Below are 23,164 nucleotides of genomic sequence, written 5' to 3'. Positions count from 1 at the left end.
GGCGATGGTGACTTTCTTAGCTGACAAGGTAAGCAGCGGTTTCTTGACTACTGACCCGTATCGATCCTTCTCTCGGCGGTGTTAACGATCACGGTGTGCCTTTAACCTGAAAGCGGCCCGCCGGGCGGGGATCGAACGCGGGCCGTTGCATCAGCCGAAAGGTCGGACGCGCGACCGTTGACGATCGGGGGCACACGTGGCTCAGCGGGACAGGCGACACCCGGTGGAGATCGAGTCGTCGGGGCTCAGGTGGGTGAAGAGTTCCGCGAGCGACGAAAAGGCGGACGACGGCGACTGCGTGGAGATCGCCATGACGCCCGCGCGGGTCCTGGTGCGGGACTCCAAGAGCCCTGGCCCGCGCCTGGATTTCGCCCCTTCGGTCTGGTCGGCTTTCCTGACCGTTTGCGCCAGGCAAGATCGGCAAGAACACTGAGCTGATCTCGGCCATCCTCAAACCACTGCCCTGGTCACGACCGCTGGCAACGTCGTGACCAGGGCTTTTATCTGCGCGCCAGCAGTCGCGTTGCCAGCCTTCGCTCTGCATAGGGCAGCCTGCCCTGACGCGTTTTGCACCGGCGCAGCTTGCTCGGAGGCAGCTTGCCTTAGGTCAATCTGACCTAACTCAATCTGCCATCGCGCGGATTTCCGGCTGGCGAGGTGACTGTCCTCACAAGGGGTGCTATCGTTCTGCTAGGTGGCAGGTTGCCACATTTGCCGACGGGAGGGTATTGGATCATGACGAGGGCGCATTCTCCGCTGAGCAGCCAACGGCGCTTGCTGGCGGCTCTACGAGAAGCCCGAGACGCCCTGAAGCTCACCCAGAAGGATGTGGCCGAGGCGCTCGAGTGGTCGGTGTCGAAGCTCATCCGCGTCGAGAACGGTTCGGTGGGCCTGTCCATCACCGACCTCAAGGCTCTGCTGCTGCACTACGGGATCACGGACCGGGACCGGGTCGAGACCTACGTCGAGATGGCCAGGGAGAGCAAGCAGCCCGCCTGGTGGGATCAATACCGGCGAACCTCCTCGCCCGTGTTCGTCAAATTCCTGGGGCTCGAGGCCTCCGCCGTCCGCATCCGCCAGTTCCAGTTCCGGCTCGTGCCGGCGTTGCTGCAGGTGCCCGCCTATACCCGCTCACTGGTCCTGCGTTCGTCGGGTGACAAGGAGAAGGCCGAACGAGGCGTCACGATGCGGCGCACCCGGCAGGAGCGACTGGCCAACCAGGAACTGGAGCACTACTTCATCCTGGACGAGTCGGTGCTCTACCGGCGGGTCACCGAGCCAGACGGGTGGCGCGAGCAGTTGCAGCATCTGCGGGACGTGGCGGCGCGGCCCAACGTGACCATCCAGATCTTGCCCTTCAAGGCGGGGGTCGTGCCGGGGATGGAGAATTCGTTCGTCATTCTCGAACTTTCCGACCAGGTGAACGACTACGCGCTGTCGCTGGACCAGCCGGACCAGGACGCTCTGTTCGACGACAGCGCGAGCGTGGACAAGGTGAACGAGTACACCAAGCTGTTCTTCGGCTTGGAGAAGGCCGCGCTACCGGCGGAAGAGACGCCGGAGATGATCGACAAGGCACTGCGCAGGCTGGAGGAAGGATGAGATAGGCAGCTCGTAAAAGGGCGGCTCCTGCTGCAACAGAAGCCGCCCGAGTGGCAATACCCACTTGACTCACCGTATCGCGAGGCGTGAGCGTACTGCCGAAGTTCAGCATACGACCTCACCGCCTCCAGTGGCTGCCCCCGTCCCGGTAGTGGTCGACGACGTCGCTCGTCCGTGCGACGAACTCCGGGCCTCCTGGGCGCGCCGCAACCGAAGTCGCTATCGGCCGTGCGCGAGCGGTTCCGCACGCCGCGTCGTTTCTGGAGGAACTCGAGTGAGGGTCATCATCAGTTATGCCCACGACGACCTGGGGAGGGTGATCAGCCAGTCGCTGGTTGCCGCTTTGCGGCAACGTGGTGTCGAAGTGCTCTGGGACCGGGACCTCCCGGTGGACAACCCGTCCTCGCTGCCGGAGTGGATCGCCAACGGGGTGGCCGGCAACCCGGTGCTCTGCGTGCTTTCCCCGGACTATGTGCGGCGGTTCGGCCGTGGTGACACCTCGGCCTGCCGCAAGGGGGTTCTCTTCGAGAGCCGGATCCTGCTGCAGAAGATCTTCGACCACACCGAGGCGGACCGGTGCCCGGTGATTCCGGTGGCGGACCCCGGTTTCTCCGCCGATCTCGCGCCCGCGGTGCTGAAGAACCTGGTGATCGCCAGGTTCGATCCGGGCACCGCGGACGGGGTCGACCAGATCGTGCGACGGTTGCTGGCGCTACGGCCGTTGTCCGGCCCATCGCCCGGTTCGGCACCGGGCTCAGTGCTCGACCCGGCGCGGATCCAGGACCGCGGCGGTGGTCTGGCGGTGCGGGGCCTGCGTGAGGTGGTGTGCGACCTGGAGGCGGCGGCCCCGTCCTCCGGTGACGACCTGGTGCTGGTGCGCGAATGGCTCGACGTCGCCGGGAACGGCGACGTCGGCGGAACCGACTTCGTCCGCGGATTTCCCGCGGTGGAAAGGATCATCAAGTCCGCCGGTGACGCCGGCCTGATGCGCGAGGTGTGCGACCGCTGCCTGGCCGCGCTTCAGGACACCGACCTTTCGGAGCAGGAGAAGCGGATGAAGGCGGTCATCCTGATCCGTGGCAGGGCATGGCATCTGCACCGGCGGCACGAGCTGCAAGCCGCGCTGCAGGCCGTGCACGACGGGATCGGGCTGGCCAAGGAATGCGACGACCGGTGGCTGGTCGCGCTGGGCAAGGGGTTCCTCGGCGTGCTGCACCGCGGCCTCGCCGAGGACGCGCCGTGCGAGGCCCGCGAGTACCACCTGCACCTGGCCGCGGACAGCACCGAAGCCGCGATCACCATGTTCACCGGGATGACGCGCGCCGTGTACGAGGTCGGGGTGTGCACCAAGGTGCTGGCGCACATCTGCTTCACCAGGTACCGGCTGTCCAACCAGCGCGGCGCGCTGCGGCAGGCGAACAAGCTGGCCGACCGGGCCGTCGGCTATCTGACCCCGGACCGGGCCAGGGAGTACCACGAGCTGCTGATCCTGCGGGCGGAGATCGCCATCGCGCGGGGCGGGCTGACATTGGCCTGGGAGTTCGTGGACAAGGCGATCAGATCGCTCGGGCAGCACGTCGCGGACGGGGCGTCGTACCTGGAACTGCTCGGTTGCGCGCATCTGGCCAGGGCCCGGCTGCGGCTGAAGGAGGGTGGGCCCGACGCCGCGATGAACGCGGCGAGGGACGCGGAGATCGCGCTGAAGATCTTCGACGAGCTCAAGCTGCCCTATTCGGTCGCCGGCTGCCGCTGGCTGCTGATCAAGCTCGCGCCGGAGACGGTCGGCGTCTACCGCGGGGACATCAAGGTGTTCGAACGGCTGTTCCCGGATCCACTGGAGCGGCTGCTCGCGGTCGGCGAGCGCAGCAGGCGGATCGAAGAACGGACCGGCAGCCGCTGGACCCGGCAGGCCGAATGGCGGGACATCGTGCGGAAGGTGCGGCACCACGGCTGAACGGCTTTGCACGGCTTTGACCGGCTTTCGAACGGCTTCGAACGGCACTGAGCACCGGCCCTCAGCCGGCGAGCCGCTGCCGCACCCGCTCGGCGTCCGGCAGACGATGCTGGGCCACGTAGAGCCGGTAGGTCCGCCGCAGCGACCGGGCGCCCTCCGCCGTGCGGCCGCGAGCCAGCTGCGTGTCCGCGAGGTGCTCGGTCACCTCCGCCTCGAAGTAGCTGTTGCCGTGCCGGCGGCACAGCTCCAGCGCGCTCGAGTACCGCTGTTCCGCCTCTTCGGGGCGACCGGCCAGAGCAGCGATGAACCCGAGGTTGTCCAGGGTCGCCGCGGTGCCGCTGGAGTTTCCCAGCCGCTCGTGCAGCGCGAGCGCCTCGGCGCAGCACCGGTGCGCGTGGGCGTGGTCGCCGAGCGCGGCGTACTGCCGCCCGACCGCGTTCAGCGCGTGCGCCTCGCCCACCGTGTTCCCGCTCGCCTGGTACAGCTCCAAGGCGGCCGTGGCGTGCCGGATCGCGGCCTGGTGGTCCGCGCGCAGCGAGTGCGCCCGCGCGAGATCGTGGTGCGTGTGCGCCCTGTTCTCGGGATCGTCCTGACCGCTCGGCTGCGAGAGCGCGACGGTCAGCCAGGACAGCGCCTCGTCCAGTTCTCCCGCCCGCGTGCAGGCACGGCCGAGCTGGCGGTAGGCGAGCACCCGGACCTGCGGGGAGCCGGTCCGCTCCGCGGCGGCCGCACCCATCCGCGCGGTCTCGACGTTGTCCCGCAGCAGCCCGCGCCGGTACTGGTAGGTGTCGAGTGCGCGGGCGAGCTGCCACACCCGCTCGGTCCAGCCGTGCCGGGCGGCGGCCCGGTGCACCGCCAGGATCTGCTGGTGTTCGGCGGCGAACCAGTCGAGTGCTTCGGCCTCGTCCGACAGCGGGACCGGGGTGCAGCCTTCCGTGCCTGGAGGCAGCTCAACCCGCGTGCGATGCGGGTAGAGCAGCCGGTCGGCCGCGGCCGCGGTGTGCAGGTAGAAGTCGGTCAGGCGCTGGGTTGCGGCGGCGAGTTCCGCCGGCGGGTCCGTCGCGTCGGCCAGCTCGGCCGCGTACAGCCGCACCAGGTCGTGCATCCGGAAACGTTTCGGCCGGTGCTGCCGCACCAGGTTCTTCTGCTCCAGCGACCGCAGTAGCGCCGAAGCCAGGCGTGGGGGCAGGGCGAGCAGGCTGGCCACCGCGGCCGGCGCCAGCTCCGCGGCCGGCGCCTTGCCGAGCAGCCGGAAGCCGCCGGCCTGGTCGCCGCTCAGTGCCTGGTACGACCAGGAGAGCGCGGCCCGCAGATCCGCCGAACCGTCCCCGGCGTCGAACGCGTCCAGCCGCTCGCGGGTGTCCCACAGCTCGTCGGCGACCACGGACAGCGGCAGGTCCGGATTGCCGGCGGTGCGTGCCGCGACCAGCGCGACCGCGAGCGGCAGCCCCGCGCAGCAGTCCAGCAGCAGGTCCGCGGCACGGGGGTCGGCGGCCACGGCTTCGCCGCCAAGCTGCCGGACCAGCAGCTCGCGCGCCCCGTCCCTGGGCAGCACGTCGAGCCGGAGCGTGGTCGCGCCCCGCAGCCGCAGCCCGGTCAGGCCGGTCCGGCTGGTCACCAGCACCGCGCCGGACGGGCTGCCGGGCAGCAGCGGGAGCACCTGCTCGGTGTCGGCCGCGTTGTCCAGCACCACGAGCACCCGCTTGTCCGCGAGCACGCTCCGGTACAGCGCCGCCGCCGCGTTCTGGTCCACCGGGAAGGCCGCGGGCGCCACCCCGAACGCGCCGAGGAAACCGTGCAGCACCGAAAGCGGGGACGCGGGCGCGCCGGACGGGTCGAAGCCGCCGAGGTCGGCGTAGAGCTGGCCGTCCGGGAAGCGGTCGAGATTTCCGGACGCCCAGTGCAGGGCTAGCGCGGACTTGCCGACCCCGCCCTGGCCTTCGACCGCCAGCAGCACCATTTCGCTCGCTTCGGTGCCGTGCTCCAGTGCGGTGGTCAGATCGGCCGTCTCCCGCTCCCGCGCCACCAGCCATCTCGGTGCGAAGGGCAACTGCCGCGGCACCACCGGTGCCTGCCGTGCCGCCTGGTGCAGATGCACCCCGCCGACCACGGTTCCGGCCTGCACCACCGTCTCCGCGGTGTTCAGCCAGGCGGTATTGCGCGCGTCGGCGTCCATCTTCTCCGCCCCCCGCTGATCCGGCCCCGCCTTCGATGGTCGCGTTTCCGCACCGGACACGCGACTGCTAGACGGGTGCAATCTCGCGAAAGGGGGCGCAAAAAGGTTCTGTCCCGGCACTTTCGCAGTGCCGGGACAGACCTTGATCACCTCGTCAGGCGGTGGCGCCGCACTCGTTGCGGGCCGGTTTTCCGTCGAACCGGTCGGTGAGGAACTTCAGCGCGCCGTCCGCGCCGACCGCCTCCCCGACTATGTGCCCGGCGAAGGGCATTCGCGATTTCTGCACGGTGCCGCCGGCACCGCAGTACTTCTCGAGCAGGCGGTCGGCCGGGCCGACCGGGACGAACTCGTCGGCGAGACCCTGGTAGTTGTAGAACGGCATGCCGGGTGTCCGCTGGCCGGCGTTGTTGGTGTCGAACAGGAACTTCGCCTGCGGTGACTCGGTCACGTTGGGCACGGTCGTGTAGCTCTCGATCCGCTCGAACGGGTGGAACAGCGCGACGTCGAGGGTGCAGGCGTCGTTGTTGTCGGCGAACAGCTTCCGGCCCTTGTCGTTGAGAATGGCCTGCACGCCGGCTTCCGGGAAGGCACGGGCGAGGCCGATGATGCCCAGGATGAGCAGCCCCGAGCCGAGGTTGCCGTTGTTGTGGTTGAACATCTCCTTCAGGTCGGCGGGGACCCCGCCGGCCGCGGCGCCGACGACGTTCAGCTCCGGGGCGTAGGACTTCTGCTGTTCGGCGGCCCAGGTGGTGGCGATTCCGCCGCCCGAGTACCCGGACAGCGCGACCTTGCCCCGCGGGGTGAGCCCGGTCGGCGCGTGGTGCTGCACGGCGCGGATCCCGTCGAGGATCGCGTGCGCGGACTGCGGCCCGGCGATGAAGTCCGAGTTCGGGCCGAGATAGTCGGAGTAGACGACCGCGTAGCCCTTGAGCAGGGCGGGCAGCGACAGGCTCACCTCGTAGGTCGAGGCCGGCGTCGGCGCCTTGAGCCCCACCTGCAGGGTGTAGGAGGGCTGGCACCGGGTGGACAGCGAGTCGACCGCGAGCTGGTAGGAGATCAGCGGCCGCTCCCCGGCGCCGGTCCACGGCACGTCGGGGATCAGCACCGTGGCCGCCTCGGCGACCGGCTTGTCGTGGCTGTCGATGGACTTGTACAGCACCTGGTGCGCCTTGACCGGCAGCTGGAACGCCAGGTAGACGGCCGCGACCTGCCTCGATCGCAGCACCGTCCCGTTGGGACTGGACTCGTAGCCGTCCGGCGGCAGGTAGAACGGGTCGTCCTTCGGCAGTGGGATTTCCGCGCTGGCCGACGGTGCCTGCTCGGTCGCCTGCGCCGTGCCCGGCACGGCGGCGACTCCCAGCGCGACGGCGAGCACCGCGGCGATCATTCGTTTCAAGGGTCGACTTCCTTTCCGGAATCCTGGTTGCCTGCATAGGATGACCTGCGTCTCACATGCTTGTCTGCTGGCAAAACGCACAGACAGTTATCTGCCCGGTTTGTGCACAGCGCCAAGATCAGGAGGCCGGGTGGCCGGTTTTCCTGGTGATGTCGTAGGCCGTCATCGCGGCCGCGAGCTGCCGCGCGTCCTCGGCGCGGGTGGCGTCATATCCGGTGATCGTCTGGATCCGGCCGAGCCGGTAGGTGAGCGTGTTGCGGTGGATGGTGAGCGCGGTGGCGGCCTCGCCGCGGTTGTAGCCGGTGTTGATGAACGAGCGAAGTGCGTCGAGCAGGTGCGGATGCGCGTCGAGCGGGGCCAGGATGCGGGCGAGGCTGGCGCGGGCCGGGCCTGGCTGAGCGATCTGGTACTCGATGGCCAGGTCGGCGAGCCAGTGGATGCCGGGCGGCCTGCCGAGTTGTTCGGCCAGGTTGAGCACCTCGGTGGCTTCGTCGTGCGCGGCGGGGATGCCGGCGTGCCCGTCTGCGGTGGCCGCGCCGGCCGCGCACCGGGTGCCTGCCGCCTTGTCGATCCGGCCGAGCAGCCTGGCCACCTCGGCCCTGGCCCGCCGGTCCTGTCCGGCCTGTCCGTCCTGCCCGGCGGGGACGAGCAGGACCCCGCCGTCGCGTTCGAAGGTGGTCAGCACGTCCTGCTCGGCGTCGAGCTCGTGCTGGATCGAGCGGAACCGGTCGGTGGTGGCGCGGGTGCTGGTGTCGGCTGGCAGCTCGGGCAGGTGGAACACGACCACGCGGTAGCGCTCGGCGAGCCCGCGCCCCGATCGCTCAGCGGCCCGTTCGGCGGGGCGTCCGGCCAGCAGGGTGCTGGCCAGGTTCTGCCGCCCTTCCCGCCGCTCCCAGTCCAGGTCGTCCCGTTCCCGCAGGTAGGCGGCCGCGACTTGGGGCAGCACGATGGCCAGGAAATCGAGCAGCCGGCCGACCATGTCCAGCAGCTCCAGGCGCCGGGCCGGGTCGGTGGTCTCGTTGGCGAGCCGCCACGCCTCCTGCGCGCCGAGCGGGTACATCCGCAGCACCGCGTCCAGCGGCAGACCGTCCCGCGCGCGTTCGGAGCCCCAGGTGACCGGCAGTTCGAGTTCCCGGTCGGTCGGCGCCCTGCCTTCGGCGACGGTGCTGAAGAACAGCTCCAGGACGGCCTTGGTGTTCGCGACGAGATCGCTTTCGATGACGCTTGCCGGCAGCAGCCGGTAGGCCGGGATCTCTTCGGCGCAGCGCAGCACCACGGCGGCGGCGATTTCGTCGACCCGGGGGAGCAGTGCCGTCACCACGGACAGGGTTCCCGGTGCCGCCGGTCGGCTGGGCTCCGAATTCACGCCATATTGTCGTCACGTACGAATCGCCAAGGCAAATCCGAGTGTTTGCCCGGAGGTGCGACTTGCCGCAGGTCCCCGATGCCGCTGCCGCCGCCGTCGAAGCGGCCAGGTCGAAGGTCGGTGCCGGTGCGCGAGCCCTCGCTGACGAGACCGCGAGCCTGCTCCGGCGCGCGGAGACGTTGCTCGCACAGCCGGCGGAGCTGCGGGCGTTGGCCGAGCGGCAGGTGGCCGGGCTGACGCTGCGGCAGGTGCGGGCCGAACTGGCGGAGAAACCGGTGTCGGCGTTGCGGGAGGTCACCGGCAAGGGCGGCAAGCTCGACGCCGTGCACGCCGCCGGGTACCGGACGGTCGCACAGGTCGCGGACGCCTCCGCCGAGGAGCTCACCGCGATTCCCGGTATCGGCCCGAAAACGGCCGAGCCGATCTACCGGGCCGCCCGGTCGATCGCGACCCAGCTGGCCGGGTCCACCCGGTTCCGGTTCCGGGCCGACCATCCCGATCCGCCGCAACGCGACCTGCTGGCGACGCTCACCGCCATCCGGTTCGCCGACGATGCGGCCGTCGCGCTCGGCCCGCTGCACCGTGAGTTCAGCGAGCAGGCGACGCCACTGCTGGAAGCCGCCGGTCCGACGACAAGGCGGCGGACCATGCTGCTTTCCCGCCGGTCGAAAAAACGGACCGCGCTGGTCGCGCTGGCCGAGTTGGAGGCGTGCTGCGCCACCTCGCTCGCCCAGGAGCTTCGGGACGCGGTCGAAAGACACGAGCGCACGGTCGGCTTGGCCGGGTACACCGACGAGAAGCTCTGGCGTGCGTACGCCACCGACGCGGCGTCGGTCAACGCGCTGCTGTCCACCGTCGGCGGCGCTGGTGACGACGTCGATCTGGAAGCGGCGCAGGGTTTCGTGCCGGCCGAGCTCCGGCAGCGGATCACCGCCGTCCCGCTGGACACCAGCGAGCTCAAGGCGACGCTGCGCGGCTACCAGGTTTTCGGTGCGCAGTACGCCATCCACCAGGAACGGTCGATCCTCGGCGACGAGATGGGGCTCGGCAAGACGGTGCAGGCGCTGGCGGTGCTGGCCCATCTGGCGGCCGGTGGGCAGCGGCGCTTCCTGGTCGTCTGCCCGGCCAGTGTGCAGATGAACTGGCTGAACGAGATCACCAAGCACAGCAGGCTGACCCCGCACAGCCTGCACGGCCCGAACCGGGCGGCCGCGGCCCGGCGCTGGCTGCGCACCGGCGGGGTCGCGGTCACCACCTTCGGCACGCTGGGCCGTCTCGACGAGGTGCGGGAAGCCGAATCGGCGATGCTGGTCGTCGACGAGGCGCACTACGTGAAGAACCCGAAAGCCGAACGGTCGCGGATGGTGGCTGCCGCGGCCGCGCGGGCACAGCGCGCCCTGTTCCTCACCGGCACCCCGATGGAGAACCGGGTGGAGGAGTTCCGCACCCTGGTCGGCTACCTGCAGCCGGGGATCGCGCGGCGGGTCGACGCCCATGACGCGGTGGCGGGCGCGAACCGGTTCCGGCGTGCGGTGGCGCCGGTTTACCTGCGGCGCAACCAGGAGGACGTGCTCACCGAGCTGCCGGAGAAGATCGAGGTGGACGACTGGGTGCTGCTCAGGTCCGCGGACCAGGCCGCCTATCTGGCCGCCGTCCGGTCCAGGAACCTGATGGCGATGCGGCAGGCTGCGTTCGAATCGGTGTACTCGGCGAAGCTGGAGCGGATCAGCGAGATCGTCGAGGAGGCCCGCGAAGAGGAGCGGAAGGTGATCGTCTTCTCGTTCTTCCTGGGAGTGCTGGGGAAGATCCAGGCCGCGATCGGGGCGGAGGCCGCCGGGCCGATCAGCGGCAGGGTTCCGCCGGGGGAGCGGCAGCGCCTCGTCGACGAGTTCACCGCGCGCCGGGGGCACGCGGTGCTGCTCAGCCAGATCGAGGCGGGCGGGGTCGGCCTGAACGTGCAGGCCGCGTCGGTGGTGATCCTCGCCGAGCCGCAGTGGAAGCCGAGCACCGAGGACCAGGCGGTCGCGCGGGCACACCGGATGGGGCAGATCCGCACCGTGCAGGTGCACCGGTTGCTGGCGAAGGACAGCGTGGACGAGCGGATGCGCGAGGTCCAGGAACGCAAGAGGCTGCTGTTCGACGAGTTCGCGCGCAAGAGCGACGCGAAGGACCTGGACCGCCGCGCGGTGGACGCCGCCGAGCACCGGCCGGACACCCTCGACGACGAGAGCCTGCCGGTCGCCGAGCGGATCGTGCTGGCCGAGCGGCACCGCCTCGGGCTCAGCTGAGCTCGCTGGTCTGCACGATCCGGTTGCGGCCCGACTTTTTCGCCTGGTAGCAAGCGGCGTCCGCGGCGTCGAGCAGCCATTGGATTCCGGTGCCCGCCAGCGGGTAGATCGCGGTGCCGATGGAGGCGGACAGCCCGTCGACGAGCTGGGTGGTGCCCGAGACGACCACCTTGATGGTCAGCTCGCTGATCGCCGTGCGGATGCGTTCGGCCACGGCCGTGATGTCGTCTCCGGTGACGTCGGGTAGCAGGACGACGAACTCTTCGCCGCCGAAGCGCCCGACGGCGTCGTTGGGGCGGACTTCGGCGGTGATCGTGGCGGCCACCGCCCGGAGCACGTCGTCGCCGGCGAGGTGGCCGTAGGTGTCGTTGACCCGCTTGAAGAAGTCGAGGTCGATCATCAGCAGACCGAAGGTGATGCGCTGCCGCCGGGCCCGTAGCAGGGTTTGCTCGGCGAGCGCGTGCCACCCGGGGTTGTTGAGCAGGCCGGTCTTGCCGTCCACGGTCGCGGCGGTCTCCAACTGCCGGATCAACACGCTGCGGTGCAGCACCAGCAGCGGCGGCAGGACCAGCAGCACCAGGCCGGGCAGGATGTCCGTGACCAGCGCGTAGAGCGCGCCGAGGCAGAGTGTGGCCACTTCCAGCGCGTTGTCGGTCCAGTCGCCGAACAGCTCCCGCATCGTGCGGCCGGGCCGTTCCCTCGCCGGCAGCACCAGCGCGGCGTTGACCACGAAGTGCGTCGCGAGTGCGGCCACCACGGCCACCGCTCCCGGCCGGCCTGCCGCGACCGCGGACGGCAGGTCGGCGAAACCGCACAGCGCGAACACCGCCTTCGACGCGTAGCAGGTCAGCATGAGGATTATCGCGTTGCTGACGCTGAGGAACGTCGGCACGCGCTGGAGCCAGCGCCAGACGCGCACCGCGAGATGGAGGTACAGGGCGGCGGTGAGGGCCGCGGTCAGCACCGGCGGCAGCAGCAGTACGCCGGCGAACAGCCATACCGAGGTCATGTTGATGTGCACGGTGCCGAAATCCCGGCGACGAACGCGTTCCACCTGCCGGCCGAGTTCGACCTGGAGCACGCCCAGTGCGACCAGCGCGCCCAGCGCCACCAGGTCTTTGCTCCGGATCACGGTGGTTGGCGCCAGTACGGCCGTCGTGACCAGCACGGCGGCCGTGCAGACCAGGAGGTAGCCGATCACCCTGGGGCGTTGCGACCACAGCGCCCAGCGGCGGGGTGCCGTCACGCCGCGAACGGCCATCGCCGATATGTGGTCCCCCTTGCCGACGCGCATGCTATGGCCCCCCTTGCCGTCGCTAATTCCATCATCGCTGATTCCGCACCGGTCTTGTCGGTATCGTTCTTGTCGGTACCGCCGAATACGGTCGGGCGATGGAGTTCTCCGAAGTGATCAGGCGGCGCCGGATGGTGCGCCACTACACCGATCAGCCGCTTTCCCCGGAGGTCGTGGAGCGGGTGCTGAGCCACGCGCTGCGGGCACCGTCGGCCGGTTTCACGCAGGGCTGGGCGTTTCTCGCGCTGACCGAACCCGCCGACCGGGCTCGTTTCTGGCCGTTCGTGCCGACCAGGGCCGAGCAGACGCCGACGATGCTGGACGCGCCGCTGGTGGTCGTGCCGCTGGCGCACAAGAACGCCTATCTGGAGCGGTACGCCGAGCCGGACAAGGGATGGGAGGACAGGGCGGAGGCCAGATGGCCGGCACCGTACTGGCATATCGACACCGGCATGGCCGCCCTGATGATGCTGCTGACCGCCGTGGACGAAGGTCTCGGCGCCTGCTTCTTCGGGATCGCGCCCGAACATCTCGAACCGTTCCGGGCCGAGTTCGGAATTCCCGGCGACTACGCGCCGATCGGCGGGATCACCGTCGGCCACCGGTCGCCCGACGTGCCACCGCACACCGCGCGGGTCGCGGAGCGGCGCCGGGGCGTCGCCGACGTGGTGCACCGCGGGCATTGGGGCAGCCGCGGGTAGGCGCAGATCTCCCGCGCTCGGGTATGACTGGTGATCGGGTTTTCGTCGAGCTGGGAGGTGGCGGTGATCCCGAGCCTGGATTCCTTTCCGCGGGTGGCGCTGGGGCAGTGGCCGAGCCCGCTGGAGGACGCTTCCCGGTTGACCGCCGCGCTCGGCGGGCCACGGGTGCTGCTCAAGCGCGATGACCTGTGCGGGGTCGGCGCGGGCGGGAACAAGCTGCGGAAGCTGGAGTTCCTGCTGGGCAGGGCGCTGGCCGACGGCGCGGACACGGTGATCACTTTCGGTGCCCTGCAGACGAACCACGGTCGGGAGACCGCGGCTGCCTGCGCCAGGGTGGGGTTGCGGTGCGAGCTCGTGCTCACCGCCAAGGTGCCGCGCGACGGTGACGCCTACCGCCGGTCCGGCAACATGCTGCTCGACCGCCTTTTCGGCGCCAAGGTGCACATCTGCGAGGACGCCGCACACGCGGATTCCGTGCACCGGGAGTTGCTGGCGGAGGCGGCGGCCCAGGGACGCAAGGTCTTCGGCATCCCGCTCGGCGGCTCGAACGACATCGGCCTGCTCGGCTATGTGGCGGCCGCCGGGGAGTTGATCGGGCAGCTGGCCGAGCGGGGTATCGACCGGGCGCGGGTGGTGATCCCGTTCGGGACCGGGGGCACCGTGGCCGGGTTCGCGGTGGGCGCCGCGGCACTCGGCTGGCCCGGGATCGTGGACGCGGCCTGCGTGGTCAATCCGGCCGAGGAGTCCGCGCGGACCTTGCACCGGCTGGCCGGTGAGGTGACGCGATTGCTCGGCCTTCCTTCGCCGGAGCTGGACCACGTCCTGGTCGACGACGCCTTCCGCGGCCCTCGGTACGGGGTGCCCACCGAGGCCGCCTGGGCGGCGCTGCGGTTGTTCGGCCGTACCGAAGGGGTCGCGCTGGACCCGGTGTACACCGGCAAGGCCGCCGCCGCGATGGCGCATTCGATCGGCCGAGGGGAGATCGGGCCCGGTGAGCAGGTGGTGTTCCTGCACACCGGCGGACTGCCCGGCCTCTTCGGATACCTGCCGGAAGCGGACGCCGCGTTCCGCTAGGAAACCTGACTCGGAACTACTGCCGGTTCAGCAGCAGTGCTCGCCGCGCCAAGCCGTGCGGCCTTCCTTCACCGCGACGACGGCGATCACCAGTGCGACGGCCGGGTCCGCCCAGTACCAGCCGAACAGGGCGTTGAGCAGCAGCCCGACCAGCAGCACCCCGGAAAGGTAGGTGCACAACAGGGTTTGGTGCGAGTCGGCGACCGCGCTGGCCGAGCCCAGCTCCCGGCCGGCGCGGCGCTGCGCGTAGGACAGGCCGGGCATGACCAGCAGGGACACCGCCGCCAGCACGATGCCCACGGTGGACCCCTCCGCCGGCTCGGCCCCGGTCAGCGTGCGGACCGCTTCGAAGGCGACATAGCCGGCGAGGGCGAAGAAGGACACCGCGATCACCTTCAGCGCGGTGCGTTCCCTGGCCTCCGGGTCGGGGCCGGAGAACTGCCAGGCCACCGCAGCGGCGGAGGCGACCTCGATCACCGAGTCCAGCCCGAAGCCGATCAGCGCGGCGGAGGACGCCTCGGCGCCGGCGGAGATCGCGACCACGGCTTCGATGACGTTGTAGGTGATCGTGGCCGCGACCAGCCACCGCACCCGGCGGCCCAGCGCCGCCCGCCGCGCCGCGGTCACCGTGGCCGGTGCGGCGCAGCAGCCGTCGTCGCACGCCCGGGTTTCCGGGGTGCTCATGGCGCTTCCGCCGGCACCCGCTCGTCGGCGCATTCCTCGGCGGGGTCGACGGCGAGCACCACCTTGACCAATTCGGCCAGCGCGTTGGCCAGGTGCGGGTCGGCCAGCGCGTAGTGCACCTGCCTGCCCTGGTAGGTCGCCACCACCAGGCCGCAGCCGCGCAGGCAGGACAGGTGGTTCGACACGTTCGACCGGCTCAGCCCGAGCGTGGTGGCCAGTTGACCCGGGTAGTGCACCCCGTCCAGCAGCGCGGTCAGGATCCGGCACCGGGTCGGGTCGGCCAGCGCCCTGCCCAGTCGCGCCAGTGCGGACTCCCGCGTCTCATATGTCAGCACAGACGAAACAGTACAGCATGCCCTGACCTATCTTGCCATCCGACCGGTAGGTAGGCTAACTTGCGGTGAACCGACCGACCGATAGGTAGGGAGAATTTCATGGCAGATATCAACGGTTTCGTCGAAGCCGGGTTCGAAGCGGTGCAGGCGGCCTTCGAGCGCAACTTCGCCGAGCAGGCGGAAGTGGGAGCGGGCCTGGCGGTGCGCCACCGCGGCCGGGTGGTGGTGGAGCTGTCGGGCGGGCTCGCCGATCCCGATGCCGGCACACCGTGGCGGCCGGACACCCTGGTCGCCATCGCGTCGACCACCAAGACGATGGCCGTGGTGTCCGCGTTGCTGCTGGTCGAGCGCGGCATGCTGGACCTGGACACGCCCATCGCCGCCTACTGGCCGGAGTTCGCGGCCGAGGGCAAGGCGTCGATCACCGTGCGGATGCTGCTCAGCCACCGGTCCGGCGTGGTCAGCCTGGCCCACCGCCCGATGACCTACCAGGACTTGGCGGCCGGGACGCCGATCTTCGAGGCCATCGCGGCCGCCCGACCCGAATGGGAGCCGGGCACCGCGCACGGCTACCACGGGGTGACCATCGGGCACACGCTCAGCGCGGTGATCCAGCGGGTCACCGGGCGGACCGTCGGGCCGTTCTTCGCCACCGAGATAGCCGGCCCGCTGGGGCTGGACTGCTTCGTCGGGCTGCCGGAAGCCGAACTGCCCCGGCTGGCCAAGCTGGTCATGCCCGAGGTCGCCGGAGACGTGGTGCTCGGTTCCCAGCTGCCCGAGATGCGAGGGCTGTACAAGAAGCTCGAAGACCCGGACTCGCTGACCTACCGCGCTTTCTACGGCAGTTTCCTGATCGGCTGGGAGTCGGTGAACGACCCGGCGTACGTGCGAGTGGAGGCGCCGTCCACGGACGGGGTGGCCAGTGCCGTCGGGCTCGCCCGGTTCTTCGGCGCGCTGATCGGCGAGGTGGACGGCATCCGGCTGCTCGGCCCCGAGCTGGTCGACCAGGCCCGCCGCGTGCATTCGACCGGGCTGGACCGGGTGCTCGACCTCCGCACCGACTGGGGTCTCGGCTTCATGCTGCCCGGAGGCCCGTTCGTGCCGGCTGCTCTGCCCGCCGGGGCGTTCGGGCACGGTGGCGCCACCGGCTCGTTCGCCTTCGCCGATCCGGAGCACGAGCTCGCCTTCGGTTACACGCCCAACCGCGGCTCGGAACTGCTGGAGGGCAACGACTTCCGGGTGTCCACTTTGGTCGAAGCGGTGTACGGCAGCCTGCCTGGCCGAACGGGCTGAGGAGGTCGCCTACCTCTCGGTAGGATGGCGGCCGAGATCCGGACCGAAGGAGAGGGCGCCGTTGAGCCGGCAGGAGACAGGCGGCACGCGTGAGCGGATCCTGGACACGGCCAGGGACCTGTTCAGCGCGCACACCTACCGGGCGGCTTCGATGCGGGAGATCGCCGAGCGCGTCGGGATCACCAAACCTTCGCTGTACCACCATTTCCGCAGCAAGACCGAGATTCTGGAGAGCCTGCTCGCCGGTCCGGTCGACCAGCTGGCCGCCACCGTGGAGGACACCGGGGTCGAGGCGGAAGTGGTCGAGGTCCGGCATCGGGTGCTCCGCGGATGCATCGATGTCATGGTCACCCACCGCGATGTGATGGTGCTGCTGCTCAGGGATGCGTCGGTCTACGGCGAGGAGACCACCCAGCTCATGTCCAGGGTGCTGACCATCATGGAACGGGCCACCACGCTGCTGGCCGGCCCCGACCCGGACTGGCGCGGGCGGCTGCGGGCGGCGCAGGCACTGGCCGCGGCCACCGACCCGATCAGCTACTTCACCGACGTGCCGGGGGACGAGCTGCGCGAGGAGTTGTTCCGCGGCGCGGCCATGGTCCTGGGGCTGGAGCCGGACACCGCCGGGTGACCCGCGGCGTCCGTCCCGCGGTTCTGTCGGGGGTGCCTGAGAGGGTGTCGCCCATGACGGCCGAGGTGGACACGTTCAACGATCGCCGGGAACAGAGCCGGGAGGAAGCCCGGGTGCAGGCGCGGGAAACTTATCGGCAGAGCGTCGCCGCGGAGATGCCGCTGTCCGGCAGGGCACTGGGGGAGATGTTCTCGCGCAGCGACCGCTGGGGCCGGGACCGGATCGCCGAGGTCCGTGCCCAGGACGAACCGTCGCCGAAACCCGAATGGCAGGACGAGCCCTCGGCGCCGGTCTCGACCGTCGCCACCGAAACCAGGGCCGCCGCCGAGCCGCGGCCGTCGGCTCCCGAGCCGCCGCCGGTGCCGGCGGTGCGTGCGGTGGCCGCGCCGGCCAGGGCGGAGCTGCCGCCCGGCGTGAGCGTGGCCGTCCAGCGCACGACGGTGGCCGCGGTCGCGGTGGTCGCACTGGTCGCCGCCGTGGTCAGCTACGCGCACATGTACGAGCTGGCCCACCGCGCCGGTGAACAGTGGCGTGCCTGGCTGCTGCCGCTCGCGGTGGACGGACTGATCATCGCCGCGTCCATGTCGATGCTCGTCCGCCGCCGTCAGGGCCAGAGCGGTGGTGCGCTCGCCTGGTGTTCCCTGGTGCTCGGCATCGCCGCGTCGCTGGCCGCGAACATCGCGGCCGCAGAGCCGACCTGGGAAGGCCGGATAGTCGCCGCCTGGCCGCCACTGGCCCTGCTTCTGGCCTACGAGCTGCTCATGCGCCAAGCCCGCAGCCTCCAGCACGAACGCAGAACTCCCACTGCCTGAACGCAGAACTCGCGGGGCGCGAACGTGGGACTCGCGCCCCGCGAGTGTGGGACTCGCCGGTGTGCCCGGCTAGCGCAGGTCGACGAGTTGCCGCTGCGCGACTGGCGGGGTCTTGCCGCAAGCTGCTACGACGGCGACCTTTTCCGCCGCCCGGTAGTACTTCTCGGCGGCGGCCGGGTCGCTGGTGTCCACGTCGCCCTGGGTCAGCGAGATCTCCAGGCGGTTGGTGCCGTCGAGAGTGCTGAACAGGAAGGACTGGTAGCCGTGGATTCCGCCGGTGTGCCCGTAGACCGGCTCACCGCAGCCGGTTTCCATTTTCTGCACGCCGAGGCCGTACGCGCCGAGTTCGCCGGCCGGGGCCATCTTGAGCATTTCGGCGAGCAGCGGCGGGCTGAGGAGCTTGCCGCCGAGCAGGCCGGTGATGAACCGGTCCAGGTCCTTGGTGGTGGAGATGATCTCCCCGGCCGAGGTCGCCCAGGACGGGTTGAGCTTGGTGATGTCCACGAGCTTGCGCTCGCCTTCGACCGAGTAGGCGTAGTAGCCGTGCGCGTGCGGGCCGGGGATCCCGGGCCTGGTGCCGGGGAAGGAGGTGTCCCGCAGGCCGAGCGGGTGCAGGATGCGGCGGCTCAGCTGTTCGGTGTAGTCGGTGCCGGTGAGCTGCTCCACGAGCAGTCCGGCCAGCACGTAGTTGGTGTTGGAGTAGGACCAGCTGGTGCCGGGCTCGAACCTCGGCGGCTTGGCCAGCGCCACCCCGACCAGCTCCTCCGGCTGGTAGGTGTGGAACCGCTTGTCGATGAACTCCTGGCCGTCCAACGGAATTCCCGGGTCGAGCGAGCCGTCCGGGTTGACCTCCCCGGTGTAGTTGAACAGCCCGCTGGTGTGCTGCAGGATCATCCGCACGGTGATGCGGCGATCCAGGCCGAACCGCGGCAGGTACTGATCGACCGGCTTGTCCAGTTCGACCTTGCCCTCGCCGACCAGCTGCAGGATCACCGTGGAGACGAAGGTCTTCGTGATGCTGCCGACCCGGTAGCGCCCGTCGGTCGGCACCTTGGCGTGCCCGCCGAGCTCCCGCGTTCCGGCGCTGCCGGCCCAGTTTCCCTGCCCGTCGTGCACGCGCACCTGCACCCCGGCGCCCCCGGCGGTGACCAGCTCGTTCATCGCCTGCCGCAGTTCGGTGCGTTCCGGCGCGGCGGTGGCCGTGGTGGCGGTCAATCCGGTGACCAACGCGGCCGTCAGCACCGCGGTGCCGAATCTGCGAATACCTGTACTCACCAAGATCCCCTTCCCCTGAATGGACAACTGCAGGTTATCGGGATGGGGGATGCGGTCGCAGGGCGCTGACTGCAGTAAATCTGGTGTAGCGGACTACACCTGTTCAGCCGAGACGACGGCGGGAGAGCTGGGCCATTCGGACGTCGAGGTTGCGGAAATGCTCGGCCATCGCCTTTTCCGCGCGGGTCACATCGCGCTTGCGCAGTGCGTTGACGATGGCGCGGTGCCGTTTCACGGTTTCCACCGGATCAGGGTCGGTGACGCCGAGCCGGTGGTTCACCCGGTGGTAGACGTCCCAGAACGCCCGGAGCAGCTGGGTGACCAGTGCGTTGTCCAGCGAGCGGTACAGCAGTTCGTGGAACTCGCGGTCCTCGTCGGCGAAGGTCTCGCCCGCCTTCGCCCGTGCGCTCATCCGGCGGGTCACCTCGTCCAGCGCGGCCAGGTCCTGCTCGGGCACCGCCGAGGCGACCCGGTGGATCAGCGCCGCCTCCAGCGCCTCCCTGACCTCGAGGATCTCGTCCATCGAGCGCAGGTCGTTGCCGAGGCCGTGCAGCACCCGGAAGGTCAGCCCGTCGGCGAGCGGGTCGAGCGAAAGCCGGCCGACGTAGGTGCCGTGGCCGTGCCGGATCTCCACGATGTCCAGCGCCTGCAGTGCCTTGAGCGCCTCCCGGATGGAGTTCCGGCTGACCCCCAGCGCCTCGACCAGTTCGGTCTCGGTCGGCAGGGGGTCGCCCGGTTGCAGCCCGCGGTCCAGGATCAGTCCGGTGATCTCGTCCCGGATCGCCCTGCCCATCCTGGTGGTCAGCCGGGCCGGATGGCGTTCCTCGGACATGGTGGCCTCCCCGAACTAGCCCGACGTGGGACGTCCAATAAGGACTCGAATCTACCTCGGCCCGATCCGTTCCATCGGCAGCCGCAGCTCGAGGTTACCCGCCGGTGTGGCGTTGGCGTTGTGCACCACCGCCAGCTCCGGCGCGCTCAACGCCCGCCGGTAGACCCGGACCTCGTCCACCGCGCCCCGCAGCGGCTGCGCGCCGTCCAGCCTGGCGCCAACGGAAAAGCCGTCGATCCGGAACTCCTTGCCGGTGGTCGCGGATCCGGTCTGCGCGGTCGTCGACGCGACATGCGCGCCGTCGATGTACAGGGAGAACAGATCACCCGCCCGGCGTAGCGCCACGTGGTGCCACTGCTGGTCGTTGTACGCGCCGGTGGAGGACACCGTGGCCGTGCCGCCGTCGGTGCCGAGGAAGCCGCGGATCCGGTTGCTCTCCGGCTCCGCGCGCAGCCAGATGCCAGGGGTCGGTCCCTCGCCGATCCGGTAGCCCCACAGCAGTACCTGCGAACCGGTCCGCTCGCCGTAGCGGACCCAGGCGGTCAGGGTGAAGTCGTCGGCGCCGAGGTCCAGCGAACGGGTGAACGGCAGCCGAACCTGGTCGTCCACCCCGTCGAGGGTCATCGCCTTGCCGTAGCGGCCTTCGCCGAGCTGCGCGCCGCCGCGGACGTAGGCGGTGTTGCGCCTGCCGGACTCGTCCGGGGTGACCGGGCCGGGTGCGGGCGCGGGACCAGTTCCCGGCGCCGGCGGATTGGGGGAGTCCAAATAGGACTCGTTGAACCTGGCCCAGCGAATGGCTTCGTACGCACTACGCGTGCCCGCTTCGTAGAGCAGCCCGATCTCCGAGTCGCCGAGCTGCACCAGGTCGGAATAGGCGGCGAAGTCGTAGGAGATCACCTTGCCCCGCTGCCAGCTTTCCCAGCTGCGGCCCTCGTCGGTGGACGAACGGACCGTCATCGCCTCACGCGACGCGGGATGCGCCGGCGACGAGAACAGGATGCGGTTCGTGCGGTCGCCCTGGTCGCGCGCGTGCAGCCGGAGGGTGGATGCCTGGATGATCGGCGCAGTGAGCTCCGGAATGGTGGCGAACGGCGCCTGGTAGCTCTGGCCGCCGTCGCCGCTGGTGGCGAAGGCGCGGTGGCCGTGGTCGGTGCCGTTCTGGTCCCGCGCGGCCACGTACAGCCGCCCGTCGGTCAGCTCGACCACGCTCATCTCCTGCGGCTTCACGGTGTTGTCGTCGCTTTCGACATCCGCGCCGATCTGCCAGGTGGTGCCGCCGTCGTCGCTGTAGACGAGCGCGGCGCCGTAGATGCCGCGGGTGCCGTCCACGGTCTCGTGGTTGACGCCGACTACAAGCCGCCCGGCGTGCGGGCCGCGGCGCAGCTGGATGCCGTGCATCGGGCCGGTGGCGTACCACCGGTTCCACTCCGGGCGGCTGATCTGTGCGCTGAGCTCGCGCGGCGCTGTCCAGCTCGCCCCGCTGTCGTCGCTGTACTGCACGAACGGGCGCCGGTCGTGGTCGTTGTCCCCGGGGTTGAACGTGGTCAGCAGCACCACCCGGCCGGTGCGCTCGTCCACGATCGGCGAGGGGTTGCCCCTGGTGTCGCCGTCACCCCTGGCCACCACCTGCACCGGGCCCCAGGTCCGCCCGCCGTCGGCGGACCGCTTGAGCACCAGGTCGATGTTGCCGTCGTCGCCGCAGTCCTTCACCCGGCCTTCGGCGAAGGCGAGCAGCGCGCCGTCCTTGGCGCGCACGATCGCCGGGATCCGGAAGCAGCTGTAGCCGTCGGTGCCCGCTTTGAACAGGAGCTCTTCGGTGAACGCGGGCGCGGGCTTGGCGAGGTTCTCGGCGGGCTGGGACCGCGCCGGGACGACGCCCGCCGCCAGCACCAGCCCGGTCAGCAGGGAACCGGCAATCGCTCTTTTCATGGGTTTCGTCTCCACCCTCGACAGCGACGGATCGATCGTTCACCATGATCGACGTAGGACATGGGATGTCGGACATTACGACCCCAGGCTTCCGCTGACAAGACTCTTGCGCGACCGCGGACCTCCGGCTACGGTCGCTGGTCATCCTACGTCTGACGTCCAATGTCATGCTGGGAAGAGAGGTTGGAACCCAATGGCGCGTCACGGCTCTTTCCCCCGAATCCTGTTGCCCCTGCTGGTAGTTCTCGCTCTGGTGGGCACCGCCTGCGGCAGCGGCGACGAGCCGGGGGCGGCACCGGCCCGCAAACCCGGCGAGAAGATCACCATGACCTTCTGGTCCTGGGTGCCCGGCGCGAGCAAGTCGGTGGACCTGTGGAACCAGCGCAACCCCGAGGTGCAGGTCAAGCTGGAGAAGATCCCGGCCGGCGGCCAGGGCGGCTACCCGAAGATGTTCTCCGCCATCCAGGCCGGCACCCCGCCGGACATCGCACAGGTCGAGTACCAGGCGATCCCGAACTTCCTGCTGTCCGACGGCCTGACCGACCTCAAGCCGTACGGCGTGGAAGAGCACAAGAGCAAGTTCGTGGACTGGCAGTGGGGACAGGGCTCCTTCGGCGAAGGCGTCTACGCGATCCCGCAGGCCTCCGGCCCGATGGCCCTCTACTACCGCAGCGACCTGTTCGAGAAGTGGGGCATCACCCCGCCCGCGACCTGGGCCGAGTTCGAGCAGGCCGCGCGCAAGGTCCGTGCCGCCGACCCGTCCGCGTACCTCACCTCGTTCCCGCCCACCGACGCCGGTTGGTTCACCTCGCTGTCCTGGCAGGCGGGCGCGCACTGGTTCGGCACCGAAGGCGACACCTGGACCGTCGACATGGGCAACCCGCAGACCAGGAAGGTTGCCGACTACTGGGACCGGATGGTGAAAGACGACCTGGTGAAGGTGCAGCCGACCCAGCAGGGCCCGTGGTACGCCGACCTGCAGGACGGCAAGATCGCCGCCTGGGTCGGCCCGCAGTGGGGTGACGCGATCATGGCCGGTAACGCGCCGGACACCTCGGGCAAGTGGCGGGTCGCCTACATGCCGCAGTGGGACGCCGGCGCCAGGGCGTCGGCCAACTGGGGCGGCTCCTCGTCCGCGGTGCTCAAGGGTGCGAAGTACCCCAAGGAGGCGATGGAGTTCGCGGTCTGGCTGAACTCCGACCCGGAGAGCGTGCGGCTGCTGATGGACGGCGGCGCCGGCTGGCCCGCGTCGCAGCAGGCCGCGGACGGTCCCGCGCAGGCGAAGGAATATCCGTTCTTCGGCGGGCAGAAGATCAACGAGGTGTTCGCCGAGGCGGACCGCAACGTGGACAAGAACTGGAAGTGGAACCCGACCAGCGTGGCCACCTTCGACCACCTCAAGTCCGCGGTGCAGGAGTCGATCTCGGGCGGCGGCACCCTCGCCGACGCGCTGCGCGTGGTGCAGGACAAGACCGTGGCCGACCTGCAGACCAAGGGCCTGCAGGTCAAGGTGGGGGGCTGA

At 70.1% G+C, this 23,164-nt stretch carries 19 protein-coding genes; 10 read left to right on the top strand and 9 right to left on the bottom strand.

All coding sequences use genetic code 11. The annotated features are described in order from the left end of the window. The first annotated feature begins 223 nt into the window (after window positions 1-223). The 3 genes from AMYNI_RS0107300 to AMYNI_RS0107290 all read left to right on the top strand — a co-directional run bounded on the left by AMYNI_RS0107300 (window position 224) and on the right by AMYNI_RS0107290 (window position 3,556). Window positions 224-433 (top strand): DUF397 domain-containing protein, encoded by a 210-nt coding sequence (locus tag AMYNI_RS0107300; RefSeq protein WP_040406638.1) that lies wholly within the window; start codon window positions 224-226, stop codon window positions 431-433. A 302-nt stretch (window positions 434-735) separates the two neighbouring features. After that, window positions 736-1,602 (top strand): helix-turn-helix domain-containing protein, encoded by an 867-nt coding sequence (locus AMYNI_RS0107295; RefSeq protein WP_084628315.1) that lies wholly within the window; start codon window positions 736-738, stop codon window positions 1,600-1,602. Window positions 1,603-1,876: 274 nt separating this feature from the next. Further along, window positions 1,877-3,556: a TIR domain-containing protein gene (locus AMYNI_RS0107290; protein WP_020667336.1), complete on the top strand. Its 1,680-nt coding sequence runs from the start codon at window positions 1,877-1,879 to the stop codon at window positions 3,554-3,556. A gap of 61 nt (window positions 3,557-3,617) precedes the next feature. On the opposite strand, the gene AMYNI_RS0107285 is transcribed toward AMYNI_RS0107290, so the two are convergent. From AMYNI_RS0107285 to AMYNI_RS0107275, 3 genes are all read right to left on the bottom strand, one after another. Then, entirely contained in the window at window positions 3,618-5,732 is a 2,115-nt protein-coding gene (locus AMYNI_RS0107285) for an ATP-binding protein (RefSeq protein WP_020667335.1), read from the bottom strand. 154 nt (window positions 5,733-5,886) lie between these two features. Continuing rightward, window positions 5,887-7,119 carry a lipase family protein gene (locus AMYNI_RS0107280; protein ID WP_020667334.1) on the bottom strand — a complete coding sequence of 411 codons (1,233 nt, stop codon included), beginning with the start codon at window positions 7,117-7,119 and terminating at the stop codon, window positions 5,887-5,889. A gap of 127 nt (window positions 7,120-7,246) precedes the next feature. Beyond that, window positions 7,247-8,446: a PucR family transcriptional regulator gene (locus AMYNI_RS0107275; RefSeq protein WP_157357279.1), complete on the bottom strand. Its 1,200-nt coding sequence runs from the start codon at window positions 8,444-8,446 to the stop codon at window positions 7,247-7,249. 110 nt (window positions 8,447-8,556) lie between these two features. On the opposite strand from AMYNI_RS0107275, the gene AMYNI_RS0107270 reads away from it, so the two are divergent. Continuing rightward, window positions 8,557-10,782, top strand: a complete 2,226-nt coding sequence (locus tag AMYNI_RS0107270) for a DEAD/DEAH box helicase (RefSeq protein ID WP_020667332.1) — start codon at window positions 8,557-8,559, stop codon at window positions 10,780-10,782. Here the strand turns inward: AMYNI_RS0107270 and AMYNI_RS0107265 are convergent. Continuing rightward, window positions 10,775-12,076 (bottom strand): GGDEF domain-containing protein, encoded by a 1,302-nt coding sequence (locus tag AMYNI_RS0107265; protein ID WP_020667331.1) that lies wholly within the window; start codon window positions 12,074-12,076, stop codon window positions 10,775-10,777. The genes AMYNI_RS0107270 and AMYNI_RS0107265 overlap by 8 nt on opposite strands. Before the next feature lie 98 nt (window positions 12,077-12,174). Between AMYNI_RS0107265 and AMYNI_RS0107260 the strand changes: the two genes are divergently transcribed. After that, window positions 12,175-12,777 carry a nitroreductase family protein gene (locus tag AMYNI_RS0107260; RefSeq protein ID WP_020667330.1) on the top strand — a complete coding sequence of 201 codons (603 nt, stop codon included), beginning with the start codon at window positions 12,175-12,177 and terminating at the stop codon, window positions 12,775-12,777. Window positions 12,778-12,807: 30 nt separating this feature from the next. After that, window positions 12,808-13,851 (top strand): D-cysteine desulfhydrase family protein, encoded by a 1,044-nt coding sequence (locus AMYNI_RS0107255; RefSeq protein WP_020667329.1) that lies wholly within the window; start codon window positions 12,808-12,810, stop codon window positions 13,849-13,851. 27 nt (window positions 13,852-13,878) lie between these two features. Here the strand turns inward: AMYNI_RS0107255 and AMYNI_RS0107250 are convergent, their stop codons facing one another. Next, on the bottom strand, window positions 13,879-14,535 hold the full coding sequence (locus tag AMYNI_RS0107250; protein WP_020667328.1) for a cation efflux transmembrane domain-containing protein: 657 nt from the start codon (window positions 14,533-14,535) through the stop codon (window positions 13,879-13,881). Next, window positions 14,532-14,870 carry a Cd(II)/Pb(II)-sensing metalloregulatory transcriptional regulator CmtR gene (gene cmtR / locus AMYNI_RS0107245; RefSeq protein ID WP_020667327.1) on the bottom strand — a complete coding sequence of 113 codons (339 nt, stop codon included), beginning with the start codon at window positions 14,868-14,870 and terminating at the stop codon, window positions 14,532-14,534. The genes AMYNI_RS0107250 and cmtR overlap by 4 nt, the downstream gene beginning before the upstream one ends. Before the next feature lie 99 nt (window positions 14,871-14,969). On the opposite strand from cmtR, the gene AMYNI_RS0107240 reads away from it, so the two are divergent. The 3 genes from AMYNI_RS0107240 to AMYNI_RS47085 all read left to right on the top strand — a co-directional run bounded on the left by AMYNI_RS0107240 (window position 14,970) and on the right by AMYNI_RS47085 (window position 17,606). Beyond that, window positions 14,970-16,163 (top strand): serine hydrolase domain-containing protein, encoded by a 1,194-nt coding sequence (locus tag AMYNI_RS0107240; protein WP_020667326.1) that lies wholly within the window; start codon window positions 14,970-14,972, stop codon window positions 16,161-16,163. A gap of 61 nt (window positions 16,164-16,224) precedes the next feature. Beyond that, window positions 16,225-16,794, top strand: a complete 570-nt coding sequence (locus tag AMYNI_RS43905) for a TetR/AcrR family transcriptional regulator (protein WP_020667325.1) — start codon at window positions 16,225-16,227, stop codon at window positions 16,792-16,794. Window positions 16,795-16,847: 53 nt separating this feature from the next. Continuing rightward, the gene (locus AMYNI_RS47085) at window positions 16,848-17,606 is read left to right on the top strand and encodes a DUF2637 domain-containing protein (protein ID WP_020667324.1); all 759 of its coding nucleotides are present in this window, start codon (window positions 16,848-16,850) and stop codon (window positions 17,604-17,606) included. Window positions 17,607-17,675: 69 nt separating this feature from the next. On the opposite strand, the gene AMYNI_RS43895 is transcribed toward AMYNI_RS47085, so the two are convergent. The 3 genes from AMYNI_RS43895 to AMYNI_RS0107215 all read right to left on the bottom strand — a co-directional run bounded on the left by AMYNI_RS43895 (window position 17,676) and on the right by AMYNI_RS0107215 (window position 21,642). Next, on the bottom strand, window positions 17,676-18,881 hold the full coding sequence (locus tag AMYNI_RS43895) for a serine hydrolase domain-containing protein (protein ID WP_245573889.1): 1,206 nt from the start codon (window positions 18,879-18,881) through the stop codon (window positions 17,676-17,678). Between the two features lie 103 nt (window positions 18,882-18,984). Then, entirely contained in the window at window positions 18,985-19,713 is a 729-nt protein-coding gene (locus AMYNI_RS0107220) for a FadR/GntR family transcriptional regulator (RefSeq protein ID WP_020667322.1), read from the bottom strand. Window positions 19,714-19,764: 51 nt separating this feature from the next. Next, window positions 19,765-21,642: a sialidase family protein gene (locus AMYNI_RS0107215; protein ID WP_020667321.1), complete on the bottom strand. Its 1,878-nt coding sequence runs from the start codon at window positions 21,640-21,642 to the stop codon at window positions 19,765-19,767. A gap of 193 nt (window positions 21,643-21,835) precedes the next feature. Between AMYNI_RS0107215 and AMYNI_RS0107210 the strand changes: the two genes are divergently transcribed. After that, window positions 21,836-23,164 carry an ABC transporter substrate-binding protein gene (locus tag AMYNI_RS0107210; protein ID WP_051116281.1) on the top strand — a complete coding sequence of 443 codons (1,329 nt, stop codon included), beginning with the start codon at window positions 21,836-21,838 and terminating at the stop codon, window positions 23,162-23,164.

The organism is Amycolatopsis nigrescens CSC17Ta-90 (assembly GCF_000384315.1).
Taxonomy (GTDB): domain Bacteria; phylum Actinomycetota; class Actinomycetes; order Mycobacteriales; family Pseudonocardiaceae; genus Amycolatopsis; species Amycolatopsis nigrescens.
This window is presented reverse-complemented; position numbering and strand designations above follow the sequence as displayed.